Consider the following 16,695-nt stretch of genomic DNA (forward strand, 5'->3'; position numbering starts at 1 on the left):
CTGTGATCGTCGATGACGATGCGCAAGGCGTGCTGGTGCAGGTCTAGAAACATTCCAGTCATATAGCATCGAGGGAACGCAACGCCAATGCGACGGATGTATGCCGCACGGGCCGCAAATGCAGCACAACAAAAAAGCGCGGCTTGCGCCGCGCTTTTCCGAAATCACAAATCCGCGCGGAGGGCGCGAGATTACTCGGCGGCAGCCGCGACCTTGGCCTTGGCCGGACGCTCGGTCTTCTTCTCGGTGATGCGGGCCGACTTGCCGCGCAGATCGCGCAGGTAATACAGCTTGGCGCGACGCACCTTGCCGCGACGCACGACCTTGATCGAGTCGATCATCGGGGAGAGCAGCGGGAACACGCGCTCGACACCCTCGCCATACGAAATCTTGCGAACGGTGAAGCTCTCATTGATGCCACCGCCGTTGCGGCCGATGCAGACGCCTTCATAGGCCTGCACGCGGGTGCGCTCGCCTTCGACAACCTTCACGTTGACGATGACGGTGTCGCCCGGACCGAATTCCGGAATCGACTTGGTTGCGGAAAGGCGGTCGAACTGCTCTTTTTCGAGCGTCTGAATGAGGTTCATCGAAATCTCCATCGGCGGCGCGCCCAGACGTCGGCGCGGGCTGCGCGCGAAACTCTTACCCTGCCATTGCACGGATGTGGCGCGTCTCTACAGCAAAGCGAAGCGGTTGTCACCCGTCCGTCGTGAATTTTGGCGATTTTCGCTTCCTGCCTGATTCCGGGGCTTTCGGCCGCGTTGCCCACAGATCGGGCCGCCGTTTTTCCGTCAAAGCCTCGGATTCCGCGAGCCGCCAGGCCGCGACCTTGGCGTGATCGCCGGATAAAAGAACCTCCGGGATCGGTTGGCCCTCAAACATCTGCGGACGGGTGTACTGAGGGTATTCAAGTAGTCCATGCGAGAAGCTTTCGTCCGACCCGGACTCCAGCTTGCCCATGACGCCCGGCAGCAGCCGCACGCAGGCGTCGATCAGCGTCAGCGCGGCGATTTCGCCGCCGGACAGGATGTAATCGCCGATCGAGACCTCCTCGAGCGCACGCCCGTCGATCACGCGCTGGTCGATGCCCTCGAAACGGCCGCAGACGATCAGCGGCCCCGGCCCGGCGGCGAGTTCCGCCACCCGCGCCTGGGTCAGTGGCCGACCGCGCGGGCTCATCATCAGCTTCGGGCGTTCGTTTGCGGCATCGACCGCATCGATGGCAGCGGCCAGCACGTCGGCGCGCAGCACCATGCCCGGCCCGCCGCCAGCCGGCGTGTCATCGACGCTGCGGTGCTTGTCGGTGGCCGAGGCGCGGATGTCGCGCGCTTCGAGCGACCACAGGCCGGACGCCAGCGCACGGCCGGCAAGGCTCACGCCGAGCGGCCCAGGAAACATCTCGGGAAACAGCGTCAGAACAGTCGCGCGCCATGGTGTTGGTAAAGCAGTCATGGCTCTCCATCGCGCAACGCGCGCGGGGCGTCAAACGATCACGCCGCCGAAATTTATTCGCTGGTGTCAGCCGCATCGAAGGCCGCGCGGGAGGCCTTGATCTCGGCGAAGCTGCGCTCGGCCCAGTCGATCAGGCCCGCCAGCGGCAACATCGCTGACTGGCCGAGCGGCGACAGGCGATATTCGACCGAGGGCGGCTTGGTCGGGAAGACATGGCGGGTGATCAGCCCGTCACGCTGCAGGTCGCGCAGCGACTGGGTCAGCATCCGCTTGGAGATATCAGGCACGGCCCGGTGCAGCTCGCTGAAGCGGCGCGGTTTTGCGGCTAGCGCCACCAGCAGCAGTGAGGTCCATTTGTCGCCGATGCGATCCAGCACGTTGCGGACCGGGCAGGCCTCGGCGTCAAAACCCTGCGCCTGCCATTCGTCGAAACGGGTCGCCAGGGGCGCATCATTCGGCATCGGGGGCTCCTTCGGGCCGGTGGGGTTACTTCCAGATAACCTGGCGAGAAAAACCTGCCTCCTTACGGAAGCGGGATGCGGTCTCTATTCAAGACCTACTGTCCATCAGAGACCATACAGGGATCCCGCATGTCGAACCACCGTATTCTCGTCACCGCCGCCGGCGGCCAGCTCGGTCGCCTCACCATCGATGCGCTGCTGAAGCTGGTTCCGGCCAGCCGGATCGTCGCCGGACTGCGCGATCCGGCCAAGGGGGCGGATCTCGCCTCAAAGGGCATCACCGTCGTCGCGACCAACTACAGCAAGCCGGGCACGCTGGACGCCACCCTTGAGGGCATCGACCGCGTGCTGCTGATCTCGTCGAACGAACTCGGCCAGCGCGTGGCGCAGCATCGCAATGTGATCGACGCGGCGAAACGCGCCGGCGTGAAACTGCTCGCCTATACGAGCGTGCTGCGTGCGGATACATCCAAGCTCTCGGTCGCGCAGGAGCATCTGCCGACGGAAGAGCTGATCCGCGCATCCGGCGTGCCCTTCGTGCTGCTGCGCAATGGCTGGTACACGGAGAACTACACGGCCTCGATCCCGGCCGCGCTGGCGCATCATGCGCTGGTGAGCAGCGCCAGGGATGGCCGTATCGCATCGGCCTCGCGTGAGGATTACGCCGCTGCGGCAGCGACCGTACTTGCGGGCGAGGGCCACGCAGGCAAGGTCTATGAACTGGCAGGCGACACGGCCTTTACACTGGATGATTTCGCAGCGGAGATCAGCAAGCAATCCGGCAAGGCGATCCCTTACGTCCGTCTGCCGGAAGCGGAGTTCAAGGCGATCATGCTGGGCGCAGGATTGCCGGAAGAACTGGCGGAGCTGATCGCAACGTCCAACACGGCCGCAGCGGATGGTGCGCTGTTCGATGACGGGCACGCGCTCAGCAAGCTGATCGGGCGACCGACCACGCCATTCGCCGATACGATTGCGGAAGCTCTGAAAGCCTAGTCGTCAGCTGCGGCGGGATCGTCACCAACGATCTCGCCGGGCATCTCGATGATCACCTTGCCGGCCGCGATATCGACTGTCGGCACCACCGCATCCGTGAACGGCAGCAGCAGCGTCGGCCCCGAGGGCGGCGCGATCTCGATGATGTCGCCGGCGCCAAAGTCATGCATGGCGACGACACGGCCGATCGCCTCGCCCACAGCATTCACCGCAGCGAGTCCGATCAGGTCGGCGTGGTAGTATTCACCGTCTTCGGTGTCGGGCAGCACATCGCGCGCCACATAAAGCTCGACGCCATTGAGGCGGGCGGCGGCATCGCGGTCGGTGACGCCTTTCAGCGTCGCCACCAGATGGCCCTTGGCCTCACGCACATTGTCGACCTCGATGGTCCGCTTGCCGTCCTTGGTGGCAAGCGGGCCGTAATCGAGCACGGCATACGGATCTTCCGTAAAGGTCCATAGCCGGACCTGCCCGCGCACCCCATGCGGCGCGCCGATGCGCGCGACGCAGATTTGCGCGGAGGTCACGTCTTACTTGCCAGCTTCGGCGGCCTTGCGCTCCTTGCGCGGCACGGCCTTCTCCGGATTGTTGCGCGGCTCGCGCTTCTTGACGCCGGCGGCATCGAGGAAGCGGGACACGCGGTCCGACGGCTGGGCGCCCTTGGCGAGCCAGGACTTTACCTTCTCCATGTCGAGCTTCAGGCGCAGCTCGTTATCCTTGGCGAGCAGCGGGTTGAAGTAGCCGAGACGCTCGATGAAGCGGCCATCGCGCGGGAAGCGCGAGTCGGCGACGACGACGTGATAGACGGGACGCTTCTTGGTGCCTGCGCGGGCAAGGCGGATAACGACGGACATGGGTAGCTCCTGGGTATTCGTTCGAATGTGATGTGAAGTTCGTTATTTCTTTTTCCCGAAACCGGGAAAGCCGCCGAGACCCGGCAGCGTCGGTTTGCCCAGACCTTGCAGGCCCGGGAAATTCTTCGGCAATTCAGGCAAGGCGCCCGGCCCTTGCGGCAGCTTCTCGGCCATCGCCTTGACCTGCTCGGGCGACGGCATGCCGCCACCACCGCCAAAACCCATGGCCTGGGCGAGGCCGGCCATCGGGCCGCGCTTGCCGGAGCCCATGGCCTTCATCATGTCGGCCATGTTCCGGTGCATCTTCAGCACCTTGTTGACTTCCTCGACCTTCAGGCCGGCGCCGGCGGCGATGCGCTTCTTGCGGCTGGCCTTGAGGATGTCGGGCGACTTGCGCTCCTGACGGGTCATGGAATCGATGACGGCGATCTGGCGCTTGACGATCTTGTCGTCGAGACCGGCGGCAGCGATCTGGTTCTTCATCTTGGCGATGCCGGGCATCATGCCCATGAGGCCGGACAGACCGCCCATATTGGTCATCTGTATCAGCTGTTCGCGCATGTCGTTCAGGTCGAACTGACCTTTTCGCATGCGCTCGGCAGTGCGAGCTGCTTTCTCCGCATCGATCGAGGCGGCGGCCTTCTCGACCAGCGAGACGACGTCACCCATGCCGAGAATGCGGCCGGCGATGCGGCTCGGATGGAAATCTTCCAGCGCATCGGTCTTTTCACCGGTGCCGATCAGCTTGATCGGCTTGCCGGTGACGGCGCGCATCGACAGCGCGGCGCCGCCGCGGCCGTCGCCGTCCACGCGGGTGAGAACGATGCCGGTGAGGCCGACGCGCTCGTTGAAGGAGCGGGCGAGATTGACGGCGTCCTGACCGGTCAGCGAATCCGCGACCAGCAGCACTTCATGCGGATTGGCAGTCGACTTGATCGCCGCCGCTTCCGCCATCATGTCTTCGTCGAGCGTGGTGCGGCCGGCAGTGTCGAGCAACACGACATCGTAACCGCCGAATTTGGCGGCTTCGATCGCGCGCTTGGCGATGTCGGCGGGCTTCTGGCCGGCGACGATCGGCAGGGTGGGTACGTCGAGATCGCGGCCGAGCACCGCGAGCTGCTCCATGGCGGCCGGGCGATAGACGTCGAGCGAGGCCATCAGCACCTTGCGCTTGTCGCGCTGGGTGAGGCGACGGGCGAGCTTTGCGGTGGTGGTGGTCTTACCGGAGCCCTGCAGACCAACCATCATGATGGCGACCGGCGGCACGGCATTGAAATCGAGACCGCCCTCGCCTTCGCCACCCAGGGTGGCGACCAGCTCGTCATGGACGATCTTGACGACCATCTGGCCGGGCTTGACCGACTTGACGATGGTGGCGCCGACGGCTTGTTCACGGACGCGGTCGGTGAAGGAGCGGACCACTTCGAGGGCGACGTCGGCTTCGAGCAGCGCCCGGCGCACTTCGCGCATGGCGGAATCGACATCGGCCTCCGACAGCGCACCGCGTCCGGTGAGCTTATCGAGAATTCCGCCAAGCCGTTCCGACAGATTGTCGAACATCGCGTACCGCTTCCGAATGCCGTTCCCGTGGGAATGGCGATGAACAAAACACTTCCGCGCCCGAGGGCGCATCGCGCTGTCGGGCGTTGACCTCCAGCCTCATGGACCGGTCGGCGGGTCGAAAAGAACACTTTCCGAGAATTTGGGAAGGACTTACGGCCGGAGGGGGGTGGAGTCAAGGAAATTTGGCCCTGCGGCACGGCCTATAACGAACAAGCTATTGTTCGAAAAAGACTTTCTCAAGATTGGCCCGCTCGCGTCTTTGGCATTTGGCAAATGGCCGCGCTGGAACTACATGTGAGCAACCACTCACCTCATTGTCCCACCCCATGATCTCCCGCCGCAAGCTCCTCGCCTCCATCGGCGCCGTCGCCGCCACGGCCGGCGTTTCCGCCTTCTGGATTTCCCGCATGCCCAATTACACCGGCCCCGTCTCCGATCACTTTGACGGCAAGCTGTTCTTCGATCCGGACGGCACGCCACCGAAATCGCTCGGCGAGGTGCTGCGCTGGCAGTTCGGCGGCGGGCGCAAGCGGGCGGTGTGGCCGGACTGGGTGGAGAACGAATTTGCGGATACGCCGCCGGCCAGGGTCGAGACCGGGGTGCGGCTGTCCTATGTCGGCCATGCCTCCTGGCTGATCCAGACGGCCGGGCTCAACATCCTGTTTGACCCGGTGTGGTCGGATCGCGTCTCGCCCTTCTCCTTTGCCGGGCCGCACCGCCACAATGCACCCGGCATCGCCTTCGAGAAACTGCCGAAGATCGATGTCGTGCTGGTCTCGCACGGGCACTACGATCATCTCGATATTCCGACGCTGTCGAAGCTGCAGGCGACATTCGCGCCGCGGGTGATCACGCCGCTCGGCAATGACGTCACCATGACAAGTGGCGACAGCGCCATCAGGGCCGAGGCCTATGACTGGAAGGATCGCGTCGAGCTCGGCAACGGCCTCGCCGTGACACTGGTGCCGACGCGGCACTGGACGGCGCGCGGCCTGTGGGATCGCAACCGCTGCCTGTGGGCGAGCTTCGTGCTGGAGACGCCGAGCGGCAAGCTCTACATCGTCGGCGACAGCGGCTATGGCGACGGCGGGCACTTTCGCCGCGTGCGGGAGGCGCATGGCGACCTCAGGCTCGCGATCCTGCCGATCGGCGCCTATGAGCCGCGCTGGTTCATGAAGGACCAGCACATGAACCCCGAAGATGCGGTGAAGGCGCTGAAGGATTGCGGCGCGCAGCAGGCGCTGGCGAGTCATCATTCGACGTTCCAGCTCACCGATGAGGCGATCGACGGGCCGGTGAACGGGCTGGCAGACGCGCTGGCAGCGGCAGAGATGCCGAAGGACAGCTTCGTGGCGCTGAAGCCGGGACAGGTGTTCGAGATTTGAGCCGAACCTCTCCACGTCGTGGCCGGGCTTGACCCGGCCATCCATCTTCAATTGCTTACGTCCAGAGAGATGGATCCCCGGGTCAGGCCCGGGGATGATAGTCGCGAGCGAAGGTGCCTTTTACGGACTCACTGCTTCGCCTTGATCTCCCAGCTCACGCTCACATTCACGCGCAACGTCTCCTCGCCCTGCGCCACCGGCGCCGAGGCGAAATCCGCGGCGGCCTTGCGCAACATCATCGGAGCCGGCGGTGCGTTGGCGCCTTCCTCGGAAATGCTGATCGGCGCGCCCAGCGTCACACCGGCCGCCTTCGCATAAAGCTCGGCCTTGCGACGTGCATCGGCAACGGCCTGATTGCGGGCATCATCGAGCAACTCGGACGCCTTGGTGACAACGAAATTGATGCCACCGACCTCATTCGCACCGGAGGTCACCAGCGTGTCGATGGTGGCCGCAACCTTCTTCACATCGCGCACACGGACGGTCACGCGATTGCTGGCGCGATAGCCGGTGATGACATTCGGGCCGCCATTCTGGCGGTTCTGCTGCGCATATTGCGGCATCAGCGACAGCCGGGAGGTCTGCAGGTCCTTGTCGTCGATGCCAGCGCCTTTCAGCGCCGCCAGCACCTTGGCCATGGCGGCATTGTTCGCCTCCGATGCCTCGCGCGCCGTCTTGGCTTCCGAGGTGACGCCGCCATCGACCAGCGCAAGATCCGGCGGCACCGAGACGGTGCCCTCACCGGATACGGTGATCATGGGCGGGGTTGGCGCCTGGGCGAAGGCAGGCGTGGCGATGAGCGCAATGCCGAGAGCGGCAACTGTCAGATGATTTTTCATGCTGGACTTGTCGGAACCGTCCGCGGCTTCTTTATGGCCGGACTATTTCAGCGGCACGAAGACATTGATGACCAGCTTGTCTTCCGCCGTCTTCAGCGGATCGGTCATGTATTCCTCGATGAACGTATCTTTCGCTTCCAGCTTCTTGTCGTCGAGGTGATTGGTGATCGCCTCATAGGTGTTGTCCATATTGTCGTAGGAGCCGCGATGGACGAATTTCAGCGCGCGCCCCTCCGGTGACTTGCCCATGCTCATGTTCTTCGGAAGGTTCTTGAGCTCCTGATCGACGGGCATTTCGGCGAAGAAGGTGAAGCCGGTGTCATCGGTGGAGGTGTAGACGATCAGCGGATTGCCGGATGACTTGACCTTCTGCTTGTCCAGGAAGGTCGTCAGCTGCTTGAACGCATCCATCAGCGTGTCGAAGGCGGAGTCCCAGTTGGCCTTGCCGGTGAACATCAGCACCTGCTTCGGCGTCAGCGTGTTTTCCTCGCCGAACGGATCGGCAGTCTGGACCGGGGCCGGTGTCGCCGCCGTAGCCGGGGGAGCTGGCGTCGCGGGTGTCGCTGGCGCGGCAGGCGTCGCCGGCGCCTCGGCGGCAGCGGGCGGCGTGGCCGGGGTCGCAGGCGCAGCCGGCGTTGCGGGAGCAGCCGGGGTCGGCGCCGGAGCGGATGGCGTCGGCGTGGTTTCGGCGGGTTTTGTCTCGGCCGGCGGGGTGGCGGGTGGCGACTGTGCCCAGGCTGCCGTGTTCAGCGACAGCGCGGCAGCCGAGGTCAGCGCGGCGGCGGTGGCGAAACGGGACAAAGAGCGGAACATGCAGAACGTCTCCAAATGGCAGCCGGCACGGCGAACAGATCCCGATGGTACCATGCGTCGCCCATGGCCGCACTGGCCATTGATACCCGTCTCGCCATATAAAGCGGGCAACATCAGGACAAGACATGAGCGCGCTGGCCAACCATTCCTTCGCCAAGATGAACGGCATCGGTAACGAGATCGTCGTGATCGACATGCGGGACACCCCCGCGCCGATCACCCCGGCCGATGCACGCGCCGTGGCCGGCCCCGCGGGCATCGCCTACGACCAGCTGATGGTGCTGCAAAAGCCCCGCCTGCCCGGCACCGAGGCCTTCGTCTCGATCTACAACAATGACGGCTCGGAAGCCGGCGCCTGCGGCAACGGCATGCGCTGCGTGGCGCGGCAGACCTTTGTCGGCAGCGACAAGACCGGGCTCACTTTCGAGACCCGGGCGGGCCTGATCAATTGCTGGCGCGGGACGGATGGCGAGACCTTCACGGTGGATATGGGCATCCCGAAGTTCGGCTGGCAGGACATCCCGCTCGCCGAGGAATTTCGCGACACCCGCGGCATCGAGCTGCAGATCGGCCCGATTGATGCGCCGATCCTGCACACCCCATCGGTGGCCAGCATGGGCAATCCGCATGCGATCTTCTGGGTCGATGACATCCATGCCTACGACCTCGAACGCTTCGGGCCGCTCCTGGAAAATCACCCGATCTTCCCGGAACGCGCCAATATCACCCTCGCCCATGTCGTGGACCGCGAGCATATCGTGATGCGGACCTGGGAACGCGGCGCCGGCCTCACCAAGGCCTGCGGCACGGCAGCCTGCGCGACGGCTGTCTCGGCAGCCCGCCTGCGCCGCACCGAGCGCAAGGTGCACATGACCCTGCCCGGCGGCGAACTCGTGATCGACTGGCGCGAGAGCGACGACCACGTGCTCATGACCGGCGGCGCGAGTTTCGAATATGAGGGGACGTTCGACCCGGCGCTGTTTGCGTCGGTGGCGTAAATGCACGTGTTGTAGGGTGGGTAAAGCGAAGCGTGCCCACCATCAAGTGCACGGACGGGGAAGGTGGGCACGCTTCGCTTTGCCCACCCTACGCGTTCAATCCAGCTTCTCGCCCGATGCATACGCCTCGGCGGTCTTGAAAGCCGGTCGCGCGGCGCAGCGATCGAGATAACGATCGAAGGCCGGGCGCGGCGGCACCATCTTGAACAGGCGGATGGCAAAGTTCAGGCTGGAGCCGATGGCGATGTCGGCGGCCGAGAACTGCTCGCCGAGAATCCACGGCCCTTCTTCCAGCGCGGCTTCGAGCACGTCGAACACGCGCTGCGCATCGCCCCAGCCGGCAGCCATCGTGCTCATTTCCATCTTGGTGGCGATCTGCGCGATGGCCGGCTCGATGCAGCTCGGCGCAAAGAACAGCCAGTAGAGAAACTTGGCACGATGGGAGTCGCCGAGATCAGGCGACAGCTTCGCTTCCGGATAACGCTCGGCCACATAGGCGCAGATCGCCGCCGCTTCCGCCATGGTCGCTTCGCCGTCCTGCAGCGCCGGCACCTTGCCCATCGGATTGACTTCGAGGAATTCCAGCGTGCGCTGCGAGCCCTTCTGGATGTCGATCAGCACGCGCTCATAGGGAACGCCGGTCTCTTCCATCAGCCACAGAGCAGTGAACGATCGCGAACGCGGCGACCAGTAGAGCTTCATCATCGGAGACCTCCCGTTTTGGAGGAGATAGTTCTGCGAGGATTCGATGACGGGTGCAAGGCACCCTCGGCTGTCGTCACCCGGCTCGACCGGGTGACCCAGTAGACACTGACATTTGCGATTGATCTGGAAAGCTTGTGTTTACTGGATCGCCCGGTCGAGCCGGGCGATGACAAGAGTGTCGGTTGTACAAAGAGAAAAAGCCCCCGCGACATGGTCGCGAGGGCTCAATGTTCGTCCGGTAGTCGCCGCTTACTCGGCGGCCTGCAGCAGCTTCGGCTTGTCCGCGAGATCGAAGCGATCCGCGTTCATCACCTTGGTCCAGGCCTTGACGAAGTCCTTCACGAACTTCTCCTTGGCGTCGCCCGAGCCATAGACTTCGGCAATGGCACGCAGCTGCGCATGCGAGCCGAAGATCAGATCGACGCGGGTCGCAGTCCACTTCACCGCATTGGTCTTGCGGTCGCGACCCTCATAGGTGTTCTCGCCATTCGGCGCCCACACCGTGCCCATGTCGAGCAGATTGACGAAGAAGTCGTTGGTCAGCGTGCCCGGCTTGGACGTGAACACGCCGTGCTTGCTGTCGCCGGCATTGGCGCCGAGGACGCGCAGGCCACCGAGCAACACCGTCATTTCCGGCGCGGTGAGCGTGAGCAGCTGCGCACGATCGACCAATGCTTCTTCCAGCTTCATGAACTGCGTCTTCTTGCCGTTGACGTAGTTGCGGAAGCCGTCGGCGCGCGGCTCGAGCGGAGCAAACGACTGCACGTCGGTCTGGTCCTGGGTCGCGTCGCCGCGGCCCGGCAGGAACGGCACGGTCACCGATACGCCCGCATCCTTCGCGGCCTTCTCGACGGCGGCCGAGCCGGCGAGCACGATCAGGTCGGCGAGCGAGATCTTGCCGCTCTCCTTCTGGATCGCTTCGAGCTTGCCCAGCACCTTGCCGAGCTGCGCCGGCTGGTTCACGTCCCAATCCTTCTGCGGAGCGAGGCGGATGCGCGCGCCATTGGCGCCGCCGCGCTTGTCCGAACCGCGGAACGTCGAGGCCGACGCCCAGGCCGTGCTGATGAGTTCGGAGACCGACAGACCGGAGGCGAGGATCTTCGCCTTGAGATCGGCGATGTCCTTGTCACCAAGGGCAGGCTTGTCATTGGCCGGCACGCGATCCTGCCAGATCAATTCTTCCTTCGGCACCAGCTTGCCGCGATAGCGCACGAACGGGCCCATGTCGCGATGGGTCAGCTTGAACCAGGCGCGAGCGAAGGCGTCCGCGAACTGATCGGGATTCTCGTAGAAGCGGCGCGAGATCTTTTCGTAGATCGGATCGAAGCGAAGCGCGAGGTCCGAGGTCAGCATGGTCGGCAGCAGCTTCTTGGACGGATCATGGGCATGCGGGATATTGGCTTCCGCATTCTTCGCCACCCACTGCTGGGCGCCGCCCGGGCTTTTGGTCAGTTCCCACTCGTACTTGAACAGGTTGTCGAAGAAGAGATTGCTCCACTCGGTCGGCTTCTGGGTCCAGGTGACTTCGAGGCCGCTGCCGATGGCGTCGCCACCGATGCCGGTGCCGAACTTGCTCTTCCAGCCGAGACCCTGCGCTTCCAGCTGCTCGCCTTCCGGGTCGACGCCGACCAGCGACGGATCGCCGGCACCATGGGTCTTGCCGAAGGTGTGGCCGCCGGCGATCAGCGCCACGGTCTCTTCGTCATTCATCGCCATGCGGAAGAAGGTCTCGCGGATGTCGCGGGCCGAGGCCTTCGGATCCGGATTGGCGTTCGGACCTTCCGGGTTCACATAGATGAGGCCCATCTGCACGGCGCCGAGCGGCTCCGACAGTTCGCGCTCGCCGCTGTAACGCTCGTCGCCGAGCCAGGTGCCCTCCGGACCCCAATAGAGCTCTTCCGGTTCCCAGGTATCAGCACGGCCGCCGGCGAAGCCGAAGGTCTTGAAGCCCATGGACTCCAGCGCGACGTTGCCGGTGAGGATCATCAGGTCGGCCCAGGAGATCTTGTTGCCGTATTTCTGCTTGATCGGCCACAGCAGACGGCGGGCCTTGTCGAGATTGACGTTGTCGGGCCACGAATTCAGCGGCGCGAAACGCTGCTGGCCCTGGCCGGCGCCGCCGCGGCCGTCGGTGATGCGATAGGTGCCGGCCGAGTGCCAGGCCATGCGGATGAACAGGCCGCCGTAGTGACCGAAATCCGCCGGCCACCAGTCCTGCGAATCGGTCATCAGCGCGGTCAGATCCTTGATGACGGCGTCGAGATCGAGCTTTTCGAATTCCTTGGCGTAATCGAAGGCGTCGCCCATCGGATCGGCCGAGGGATGGTTGGTGTGAAGAATGCCGACATCGAGATGCTCCGGCCACCAGCCGCGATTGTTCTGGCCCTTGCTTCCGTGAACCACCGGGCACTTGCCGGTGCCATTGCTCTTATCGTTCATCACATTCTCCTTCGGCCGTTGGAGGCTGAGAGCGGCCCGCAGCGATCCCGATCGCCGCGTCAAAACCGCTCATTTTTCCAAAAGCTTTATCTTTTCAATTGCCTGACGAATTTCGGCGGCAGGCAAGCGCCCACCATGGCGGAAATTCGTGACGACAGATTGGAAGCTTTCTTAGATCAGGTCCAGTCGAATTGTCTTAGGCCATCGATCAGTTTATCTGATTGACAATGATTACCCTGCGCCAGCTCCGCTATCTCTCCGCCCTCGCCCGGCACGGCCATTTCGGCCGCGCCGCGGAGGCCTGCGCCGTCACCCAGCCGGCGCTGTCGATGCAGATCCGCGACCTCGAACGGACGCTGGGCGTGCAGGTGGTGGAGCGGCGGCCGGGCGAGGTGATCCTCACCGATGTCGGCCGCGAGGTGGCGCGGCGCGGCGAGGACGTGCTGGCGGCTTCGCGCGATCTCGTGGATTTCGCGCGCCACCGCGGCGGCGTGCTGACGGGACGACTGACGCTGGGCGTGATCCCCTCGCTCGCGCCCTATCTGCTGCCGCGGATTTTGCCGGCGTTGCAAAAACAGTTTCCTGAATTGCGGCTGGAGCTGCGCGAGACGCAGACGCGACAGCTGATTGACGATGTGAAGAGCGGCACGCTGGATGCAGCGATGCTGGCGCTGCCGCTCGCGGAGACCGAGATCGAGACGCTCAAACTGTTCGACGATACGTTCCTGCTCGCGGTGCCGGCGAATGATACACGGCCCATCGACCAGCGCATCAAGGCGTCCGAGATCGACCAGAGCCGGCTGATCCTGCTGGAAGACGGCCACTGCCTGCGCGACCAGGCGCTCGCCTTCTGCGCCACCGCCCGCGGCGGCATCACGGCCGCGGGCACGGCCTTTGCTGCGTCGTCGCTGTCCACGGTGATCCAGATGGTGGCGAGCGGCTATGGCGTGACGCTGATTCCGCAGATCGCTGCCGATGTCGAGCAGCGCGACAGCCGGGTGAAATTCCTGCGGCTCGAAAATCCGCAGCCCGGCCGCACCATCGGCCTCGCCTTTCGCAAGACGTCGCCGCGCAAGGCGGATTTCGCGGCGCTTGGTGATGCGGTGAAGGACTGCGTGCTCGACGGTTAGAGGTCACTCGGCCGTCATTGCGAGGAGCGGAGCGACGAAGCAATCCAGAGCAAAGTGAAGAAAGACTGGATTGCTTCGCTGCGCTCGCAATGACGGCGATGATGAGCGACGCGCTTAGCTCTTCTGCTTCGCGATCACCTTGTCCTTGATGCCGTCATAGGTCTTTTCCGGCACGATCTTCTTCTGCACCAGTTCGTCCTTGCCCTTATACGGCCGGCCTTTGACGATGGCGGCCGAATAGGCCTTGCCGATGCCGGGCAATGCTTCCAGCGCTTCAGGCGTCGCCGTGTTGATATCGACGAGATCGGTCTTCGCCGATGCAGCTCCGGTGGTTGCAGCGGGCGCTGCGGCCTTCGGGGCGGCGACGGGCGCCATCTTGCTGGCAGGTGTCGCTGGCTGCACCGTCTGCGCCATCGATGGCGCGGTGGCGAGCACGGCAAGCGAGAGAGCGGCGGCAGTCAGAGTAGCAAACTTGAAGGTGCGCATCGGTTTGTCCCTCCAGGACAGTTAAGTAACAAACCGATTGAGATGCGCATTCATGGCGGAGCCGTGGCGCCAAAATGAACCGCAGATAAAAGCTGAAATTTATTTTTGTGTAGTTGCCGTCATCCCGGCGCATGCCGGGATCCATACACGCTGGAGAGATAGTTGAAGTGAGATCGGGGTTACTCTGCAGCTTGCAACCGCGCTGACGGAGGTTATGGATCCCGGCTTTCGCCGGGATGACAATGGAGTTTAACTCCCCGCCTTCAGCGCCTTCTCGATCTCGGGCATCAGTACCTTGCCGAGATTGTCCTGATTGATACCCCCCACCAGCTTGTAGGCGATCTTCCCGTCACGTCCGACGACGAAAGTCTCGGGCACGCCATAGACGCCCCATTCGATCGAGCCGCGGCCATTGCCGTCGACGCCGACAATGCCGAACGGATTGCCATAGCGGCCGAGGAAGCGACGGGCGTTGTCGGCATTGTCCTTGTAGTTGATGCCGACCAGTTGCAGCCGCGTGTCCTTGCCGAGTTCGGTGAGGATCGGCGCCTCGTCGTGACACGGCACGCACCACGATGCCCAGACATTGACGACGCTGACCTTGCCGATGAAGGCCGCAGGGTCGAGGCCAGGAATCGCCACGCCCTTTTCATTCAACCCTTGCAGCGCAGGCAAGGTAGTCTGCGGCGCCTGCCGCCCGATCAAGGCCGATGGCAGGCGTTGCGGATCGGCGCCGAGGCGAAACCAGAACAGCGCGGCCAACGCAGCGAAGATCACCAGCGGCAAGGCGAGCACCCAGCGGCGTTTCGGAGCTGTGGTGGTCACCTCGCTCATTTCAGATCCGTGGTGCCGCGGCCGGAGCGGCGGCCCATGCCGGCCTGTTCCAGCGCATGCAGGCGCGCGCGGACGCGGCGGTGATCGATGGCGATCCAGATGATGAGCAGCAGCACGACGGCTGCGACCAGCACATAGGAGGCGATGATGAAGGAGGCGTAGGGACCGAGCGACATCATGGCAGCGCCACCGGCTTCGAGGCCTGCAGCATCTGCAGCGACCGCAGGCGGCGGCGCAGGATCTCGTTGCGCATCGCCGCGAGATGCAGCGTGACGAACAGCAGCGAGAACGCCACCGCCATGATCAGCAGTGGATACAGGAACGACTTGTCGAGGGCAGAGCCGCCCATGCGGATCACCGAGGCCGGCTGATGCAGCGTATTCCACCAGTCGACCGAGAACTTGATGATCGGGATATTGATGGCGCCGACCAGCGTGAGAACCGCAGCAGCGCGGGCGGCACGCGACGGATCCTCGACGGCGCGCCACAGCGCGATCAGGCCGAGATACATCAGGAACAGGATCAGCACCGAGGTGAGCCGGGCGTCCCATTCCCAGTACGTCCCCCACATCGGACGGCCCCACAGCGAGCCGGTGACGAGGGCGAGGAAGGTGAACGCCGCCCCGATCGGCGCGGCGGCCTTGGCGGCGACATCGGCGAGCGGATGGCGCCAGACCAGCGTGCCCAGCGAGGCCACGCTCATGACACCCCAGACGAACATGGCCAGCCAGGCATTCGGCACATGGATGAACATGATCTTGACCGTCGCGCCCTGCTGATAGTCATCCGGCGCCAGCGCAGCCTGATACAGGCCGATGACGAGCAGCAGGCCGGTGAGCATGGCCAGCCATGGCAGGATGCGGGTGGCGAGGGACAGGAACCGGGTCGGATTGGCAAGTTCGGTCAGCGTCATGTCATTTCCACTAGCCGCGGCCCTGTCCGCGATCAATGCAACTTATTCTCATTCATTTTTTGTTGCCACGGATTGACGCAGGTCAATCCATGCCGTGACGCAAGCTCGCTGCCGCGGCGAATGGTCCGATCACCAGGCTGGCGAGCGAAATCGCGCAGAGAATCGAGAATGGCGTCGAGAACGACATCGTGCCCTGCTCGACAATGGCCGCATTCGAGGCCGCGACGCCAAAGATCAGCACCGGGATCGACAGCGGCAGCACCAGAACGGCAAGCAGCAGCCCACCACGCTGCAGCGTGACTGCCAGCGCGGCACCGATCATGCCGGTGAAGGTCAATGCCGGGGTGCCGACCAGCAGGGTCAGCGCCACGGCTGATGTCGCGGAGGCATCGAGATTGAGCAGCAGGCCGAGCACCGGCGTCGCCACCACCAGCGGCACTCCGGCGGCCAGCCAATGGGCGAGCGCCTTGGCGGCGCAGGTGAATTCCAGCGGTGTGCGGCTCATCAGGATGAGGTCGAGCGAGCCGTCGTCGTGGTCGGCCATGAACAGGCGATCGAGGGTCAGGAGGCTGGCCAGCAGGGCGCCGAGCCAGAGGATGGCGGGGCCGAGCCGGGCGAGCAGGTTGAGATCGGGTCCGATGGCAAAGGGCATCAGCACCACGACGGTGAGGAAGAACAGCACGCCGATCAGCGCCCCGCCGCCAACGCGCAGCGCGATGCGGATGTCGCGGCGGATGAGAGAGAAGAGTGCGGTCATGGGAGGCACTCCCGGTGCCGCAAACGCTGTCGATTCCCTCCCCCCTTGTGGGGGAGGGTTAGGGTGG

Annotated in this window: 19 protein-coding genes; 4 read left to right on the forward strand and 15 right to left on the reverse strand. The window is 64.2% G+C overall.

Translation table 11 applies throughout. From position 1 onward, the window contains the following. Positions 1-191: 191 nt before the first annotated feature. The 3 genes from rplS to ACIQ17_RS07215 all read right to left on the reverse strand — a co-directional run bounded on the left by rplS (position 192) and on the right by ACIQ17_RS07215 (position 1,916). On the reverse strand, positions 192-590 hold the full coding sequence (gene rplS / locus ACIQ17_RS07205; protein ID WP_211911229.1) for a 50S ribosomal protein L19: 399 nt from the start codon (positions 588-590) through the stop codon (positions 192-194). Positions 591-699: 109 nt separating this feature from the next. Next, a complete protein-coding gene (trmD, locus tag ACIQ17_RS07210) occupies positions 700-1,455 on the reverse strand; it encodes a tRNA (guanosine(37)-N1)-methyltransferase TrmD (protein ID WP_398466894.1) in 756 nt (251 codons plus the stop codon). A 53-nt stretch (positions 1,456-1,508) separates the two neighbouring features. Then, positions 1,509-1,916 carry a winged helix-turn-helix transcriptional regulator gene (locus ACIQ17_RS07215; protein ID WP_398466896.1) on the reverse strand — a complete coding sequence of 136 codons (408 nt, stop codon included), beginning with the start codon at positions 1,914-1,916 and terminating at the stop codon, positions 1,509-1,511. A gap of 129 nt (positions 1,917-2,045) precedes the next feature. On the opposite strand from ACIQ17_RS07215, the gene ACIQ17_RS07220 reads away from it, so the two are divergent. Continuing rightward, a complete protein-coding gene (locus ACIQ17_RS07220; RefSeq protein WP_398466898.1) occupies positions 2,046-2,912 on the forward strand; it encodes an SDR family oxidoreductase in 867 nt (288 codons plus the stop codon). On the opposite strand, the gene rimM is transcribed toward ACIQ17_RS07220, so the two are convergent. The 3 genes from rimM to ffh are packed head-to-tail and all read right to left on the reverse strand — an operon-like array spanning position 2,909 to position 5,326. Beyond that, positions 2,909-3,439 carry a ribosome maturation factor RimM gene (gene rimM, locus ACIQ17_RS07225; RefSeq protein WP_398466900.1) on the reverse strand — a complete coding sequence of 177 codons (531 nt, stop codon included), beginning with the start codon at positions 3,437-3,439 and terminating at the stop codon, positions 2,909-2,911. The two genes, ACIQ17_RS07220 and rimM, sit on opposite strands and share 4 nt — an antisense overlap. A 3-nt stretch (positions 3,440-3,442) precedes the next feature. Further along, the gene (gene rpsP, locus ACIQ17_RS07230) at positions 3,443-3,766 is read right to left on the reverse strand and encodes a 30S ribosomal protein S16 (RefSeq protein WP_398466902.1); all 324 of its coding nucleotides are present in this window, start codon (positions 3,764-3,766) and stop codon (positions 3,443-3,445) included. A gap of 42 nt (positions 3,767-3,808) precedes the next feature. Next, positions 3,809-5,326, reverse strand: coding sequence for a signal recognition particle protein (gene ffh, locus ACIQ17_RS07235; protein WP_398466904.1), 1,518 nt, complete (start codon positions 5,324-5,326; stop codon positions 3,809-3,811). A gap of 329 nt (positions 5,327-5,655) precedes the next feature. Between ffh and ACIQ17_RS07240 the strand changes: the two genes are divergently transcribed. Next, a complete protein-coding gene (locus ACIQ17_RS07240; RefSeq protein ID WP_398466906.1) occupies positions 5,656-6,714 on the forward strand; it encodes an MBL fold metallo-hydrolase in 1,059 nt (352 codons plus the stop codon). Positions 6,715-6,842: 128 nt separating this feature from the next. Here ACIQ17_RS07240 and ACIQ17_RS07245 read toward each other — a convergent pair whose 3' ends face one another. Together ACIQ17_RS07245 and ACIQ17_RS07250 are read right to left on the reverse strand one after the other, a co-directional pair. Beyond that, positions 6,843-7,553 carry an SIMPL domain-containing protein gene (locus tag ACIQ17_RS07245; protein WP_398466908.1) on the reverse strand — a complete coding sequence of 237 codons (711 nt, stop codon included), beginning with the start codon at positions 7,551-7,553 and terminating at the stop codon, positions 6,843-6,845. 42 nt (positions 7,554-7,595) lie between these two features. Beyond that, positions 7,596-8,366: a GyrI-like domain-containing protein gene (locus ACIQ17_RS07250; RefSeq protein WP_398466911.1), complete on the reverse strand. Its 771-nt coding sequence runs from the start codon at positions 8,364-8,366 to the stop codon at positions 7,596-7,598. Between the two features lie 125 nt (positions 8,367-8,491). Here ACIQ17_RS07250 and dapF point away from each other — a divergent pair, with 125 nt between their 5' ends. Continuing rightward, complete coding sequence (gene dapF / locus ACIQ17_RS07255; RefSeq protein WP_398466913.1) at positions 8,492-9,364, forward strand: diaminopimelate epimerase; 873 nt, start codon at positions 8,492-8,494, stop codon at positions 9,362-9,364. A 96-nt stretch (positions 9,365-9,460) separates the two neighbouring features. On the opposite strand, the gene ACIQ17_RS07260 is transcribed toward dapF, so the two are convergent. Next, a complete protein-coding gene (locus ACIQ17_RS07260) occupies positions 9,461-10,069 on the reverse strand; it encodes a glutathione S-transferase family protein (protein ID WP_398466915.1) in 609 nt (202 codons plus the stop codon). 249 nt (positions 10,070-10,318) lie between these two features. Further along, positions 10,319-12,508 (reverse strand): catalase/peroxidase HPI, encoded by a 2,190-nt coding sequence (gene katG / locus ACIQ17_RS07265; protein WP_398466917.1) that lies wholly within the window; start codon positions 12,506-12,508, stop codon positions 10,319-10,321. Between the two features lie 227 nt (positions 12,509-12,735). On the opposite strand from katG, the gene ACIQ17_RS07270 reads away from it, so the two are divergent. Beyond that, positions 12,736-13,638, forward strand: coding sequence for a LysR substrate-binding domain-containing protein (locus ACIQ17_RS07270; protein ID WP_398466919.1), 903 nt, complete (start codon positions 12,736-12,738; stop codon positions 13,636-13,638). A gap of 114 nt (positions 13,639-13,752) precedes the next feature. On the opposite strand, the gene ACIQ17_RS07275 is transcribed toward ACIQ17_RS07270, so the two are convergent. From ACIQ17_RS07275 to ccmB, 5 genes are all read right to left on the reverse strand, one after another. Next, entirely contained in the window at positions 13,753-14,124 is a 372-nt protein-coding gene (locus ACIQ17_RS07275; protein WP_398466921.1) for a ComEA family DNA-binding protein, read from the reverse strand. A gap of 249 nt (positions 14,125-14,373) precedes the next feature. Continuing rightward, a complete protein-coding gene (locus ACIQ17_RS07280) occupies positions 14,374-14,958 on the reverse strand; it encodes a DsbE family thiol:disulfide interchange protein (RefSeq protein WP_398466923.1) in 585 nt (194 codons plus the stop codon). Beyond that, on the reverse strand, positions 14,955-15,137 hold the full coding sequence (gene ccmD, locus ACIQ17_RS07285; protein ID WP_398466925.1) for a heme exporter protein CcmD: 183 nt from the start codon (positions 15,135-15,137) through the stop codon (positions 14,955-14,957). The genes ACIQ17_RS07280 and ccmD overlap by 4 nt, the downstream gene beginning before the upstream one ends. Continuing rightward, a complete protein-coding gene (locus ACIQ17_RS07290) occupies positions 15,134-15,871 on the reverse strand; it encodes a heme ABC transporter permease (RefSeq protein ID WP_398466927.1) in 738 nt (245 codons plus the stop codon). Before ACIQ17_RS07290 ends, ccmD begins: the two co-directional genes overlap by 4 nt. A gap of 82 nt (positions 15,872-15,953) precedes the next feature. Then, positions 15,954-16,628 carry a heme exporter protein CcmB gene (gene ccmB / locus ACIQ17_RS07295; protein WP_398466929.1) on the reverse strand — a complete coding sequence of 225 codons (675 nt, stop codon included), beginning with the start codon at positions 16,626-16,628 and terminating at the stop codon, positions 15,954-15,956. Between the last annotated feature and the right edge of the window lie 67 nt (positions 16,629-16,695).

The organism is Tardiphaga sp. (assembly GCF_044340795.1).
In the GTDB taxonomy this organism is placed as follows: Bacteria; Pseudomonadota; Alphaproteobacteria; order Rhizobiales; family Xanthobacteraceae; genus Tardiphaga.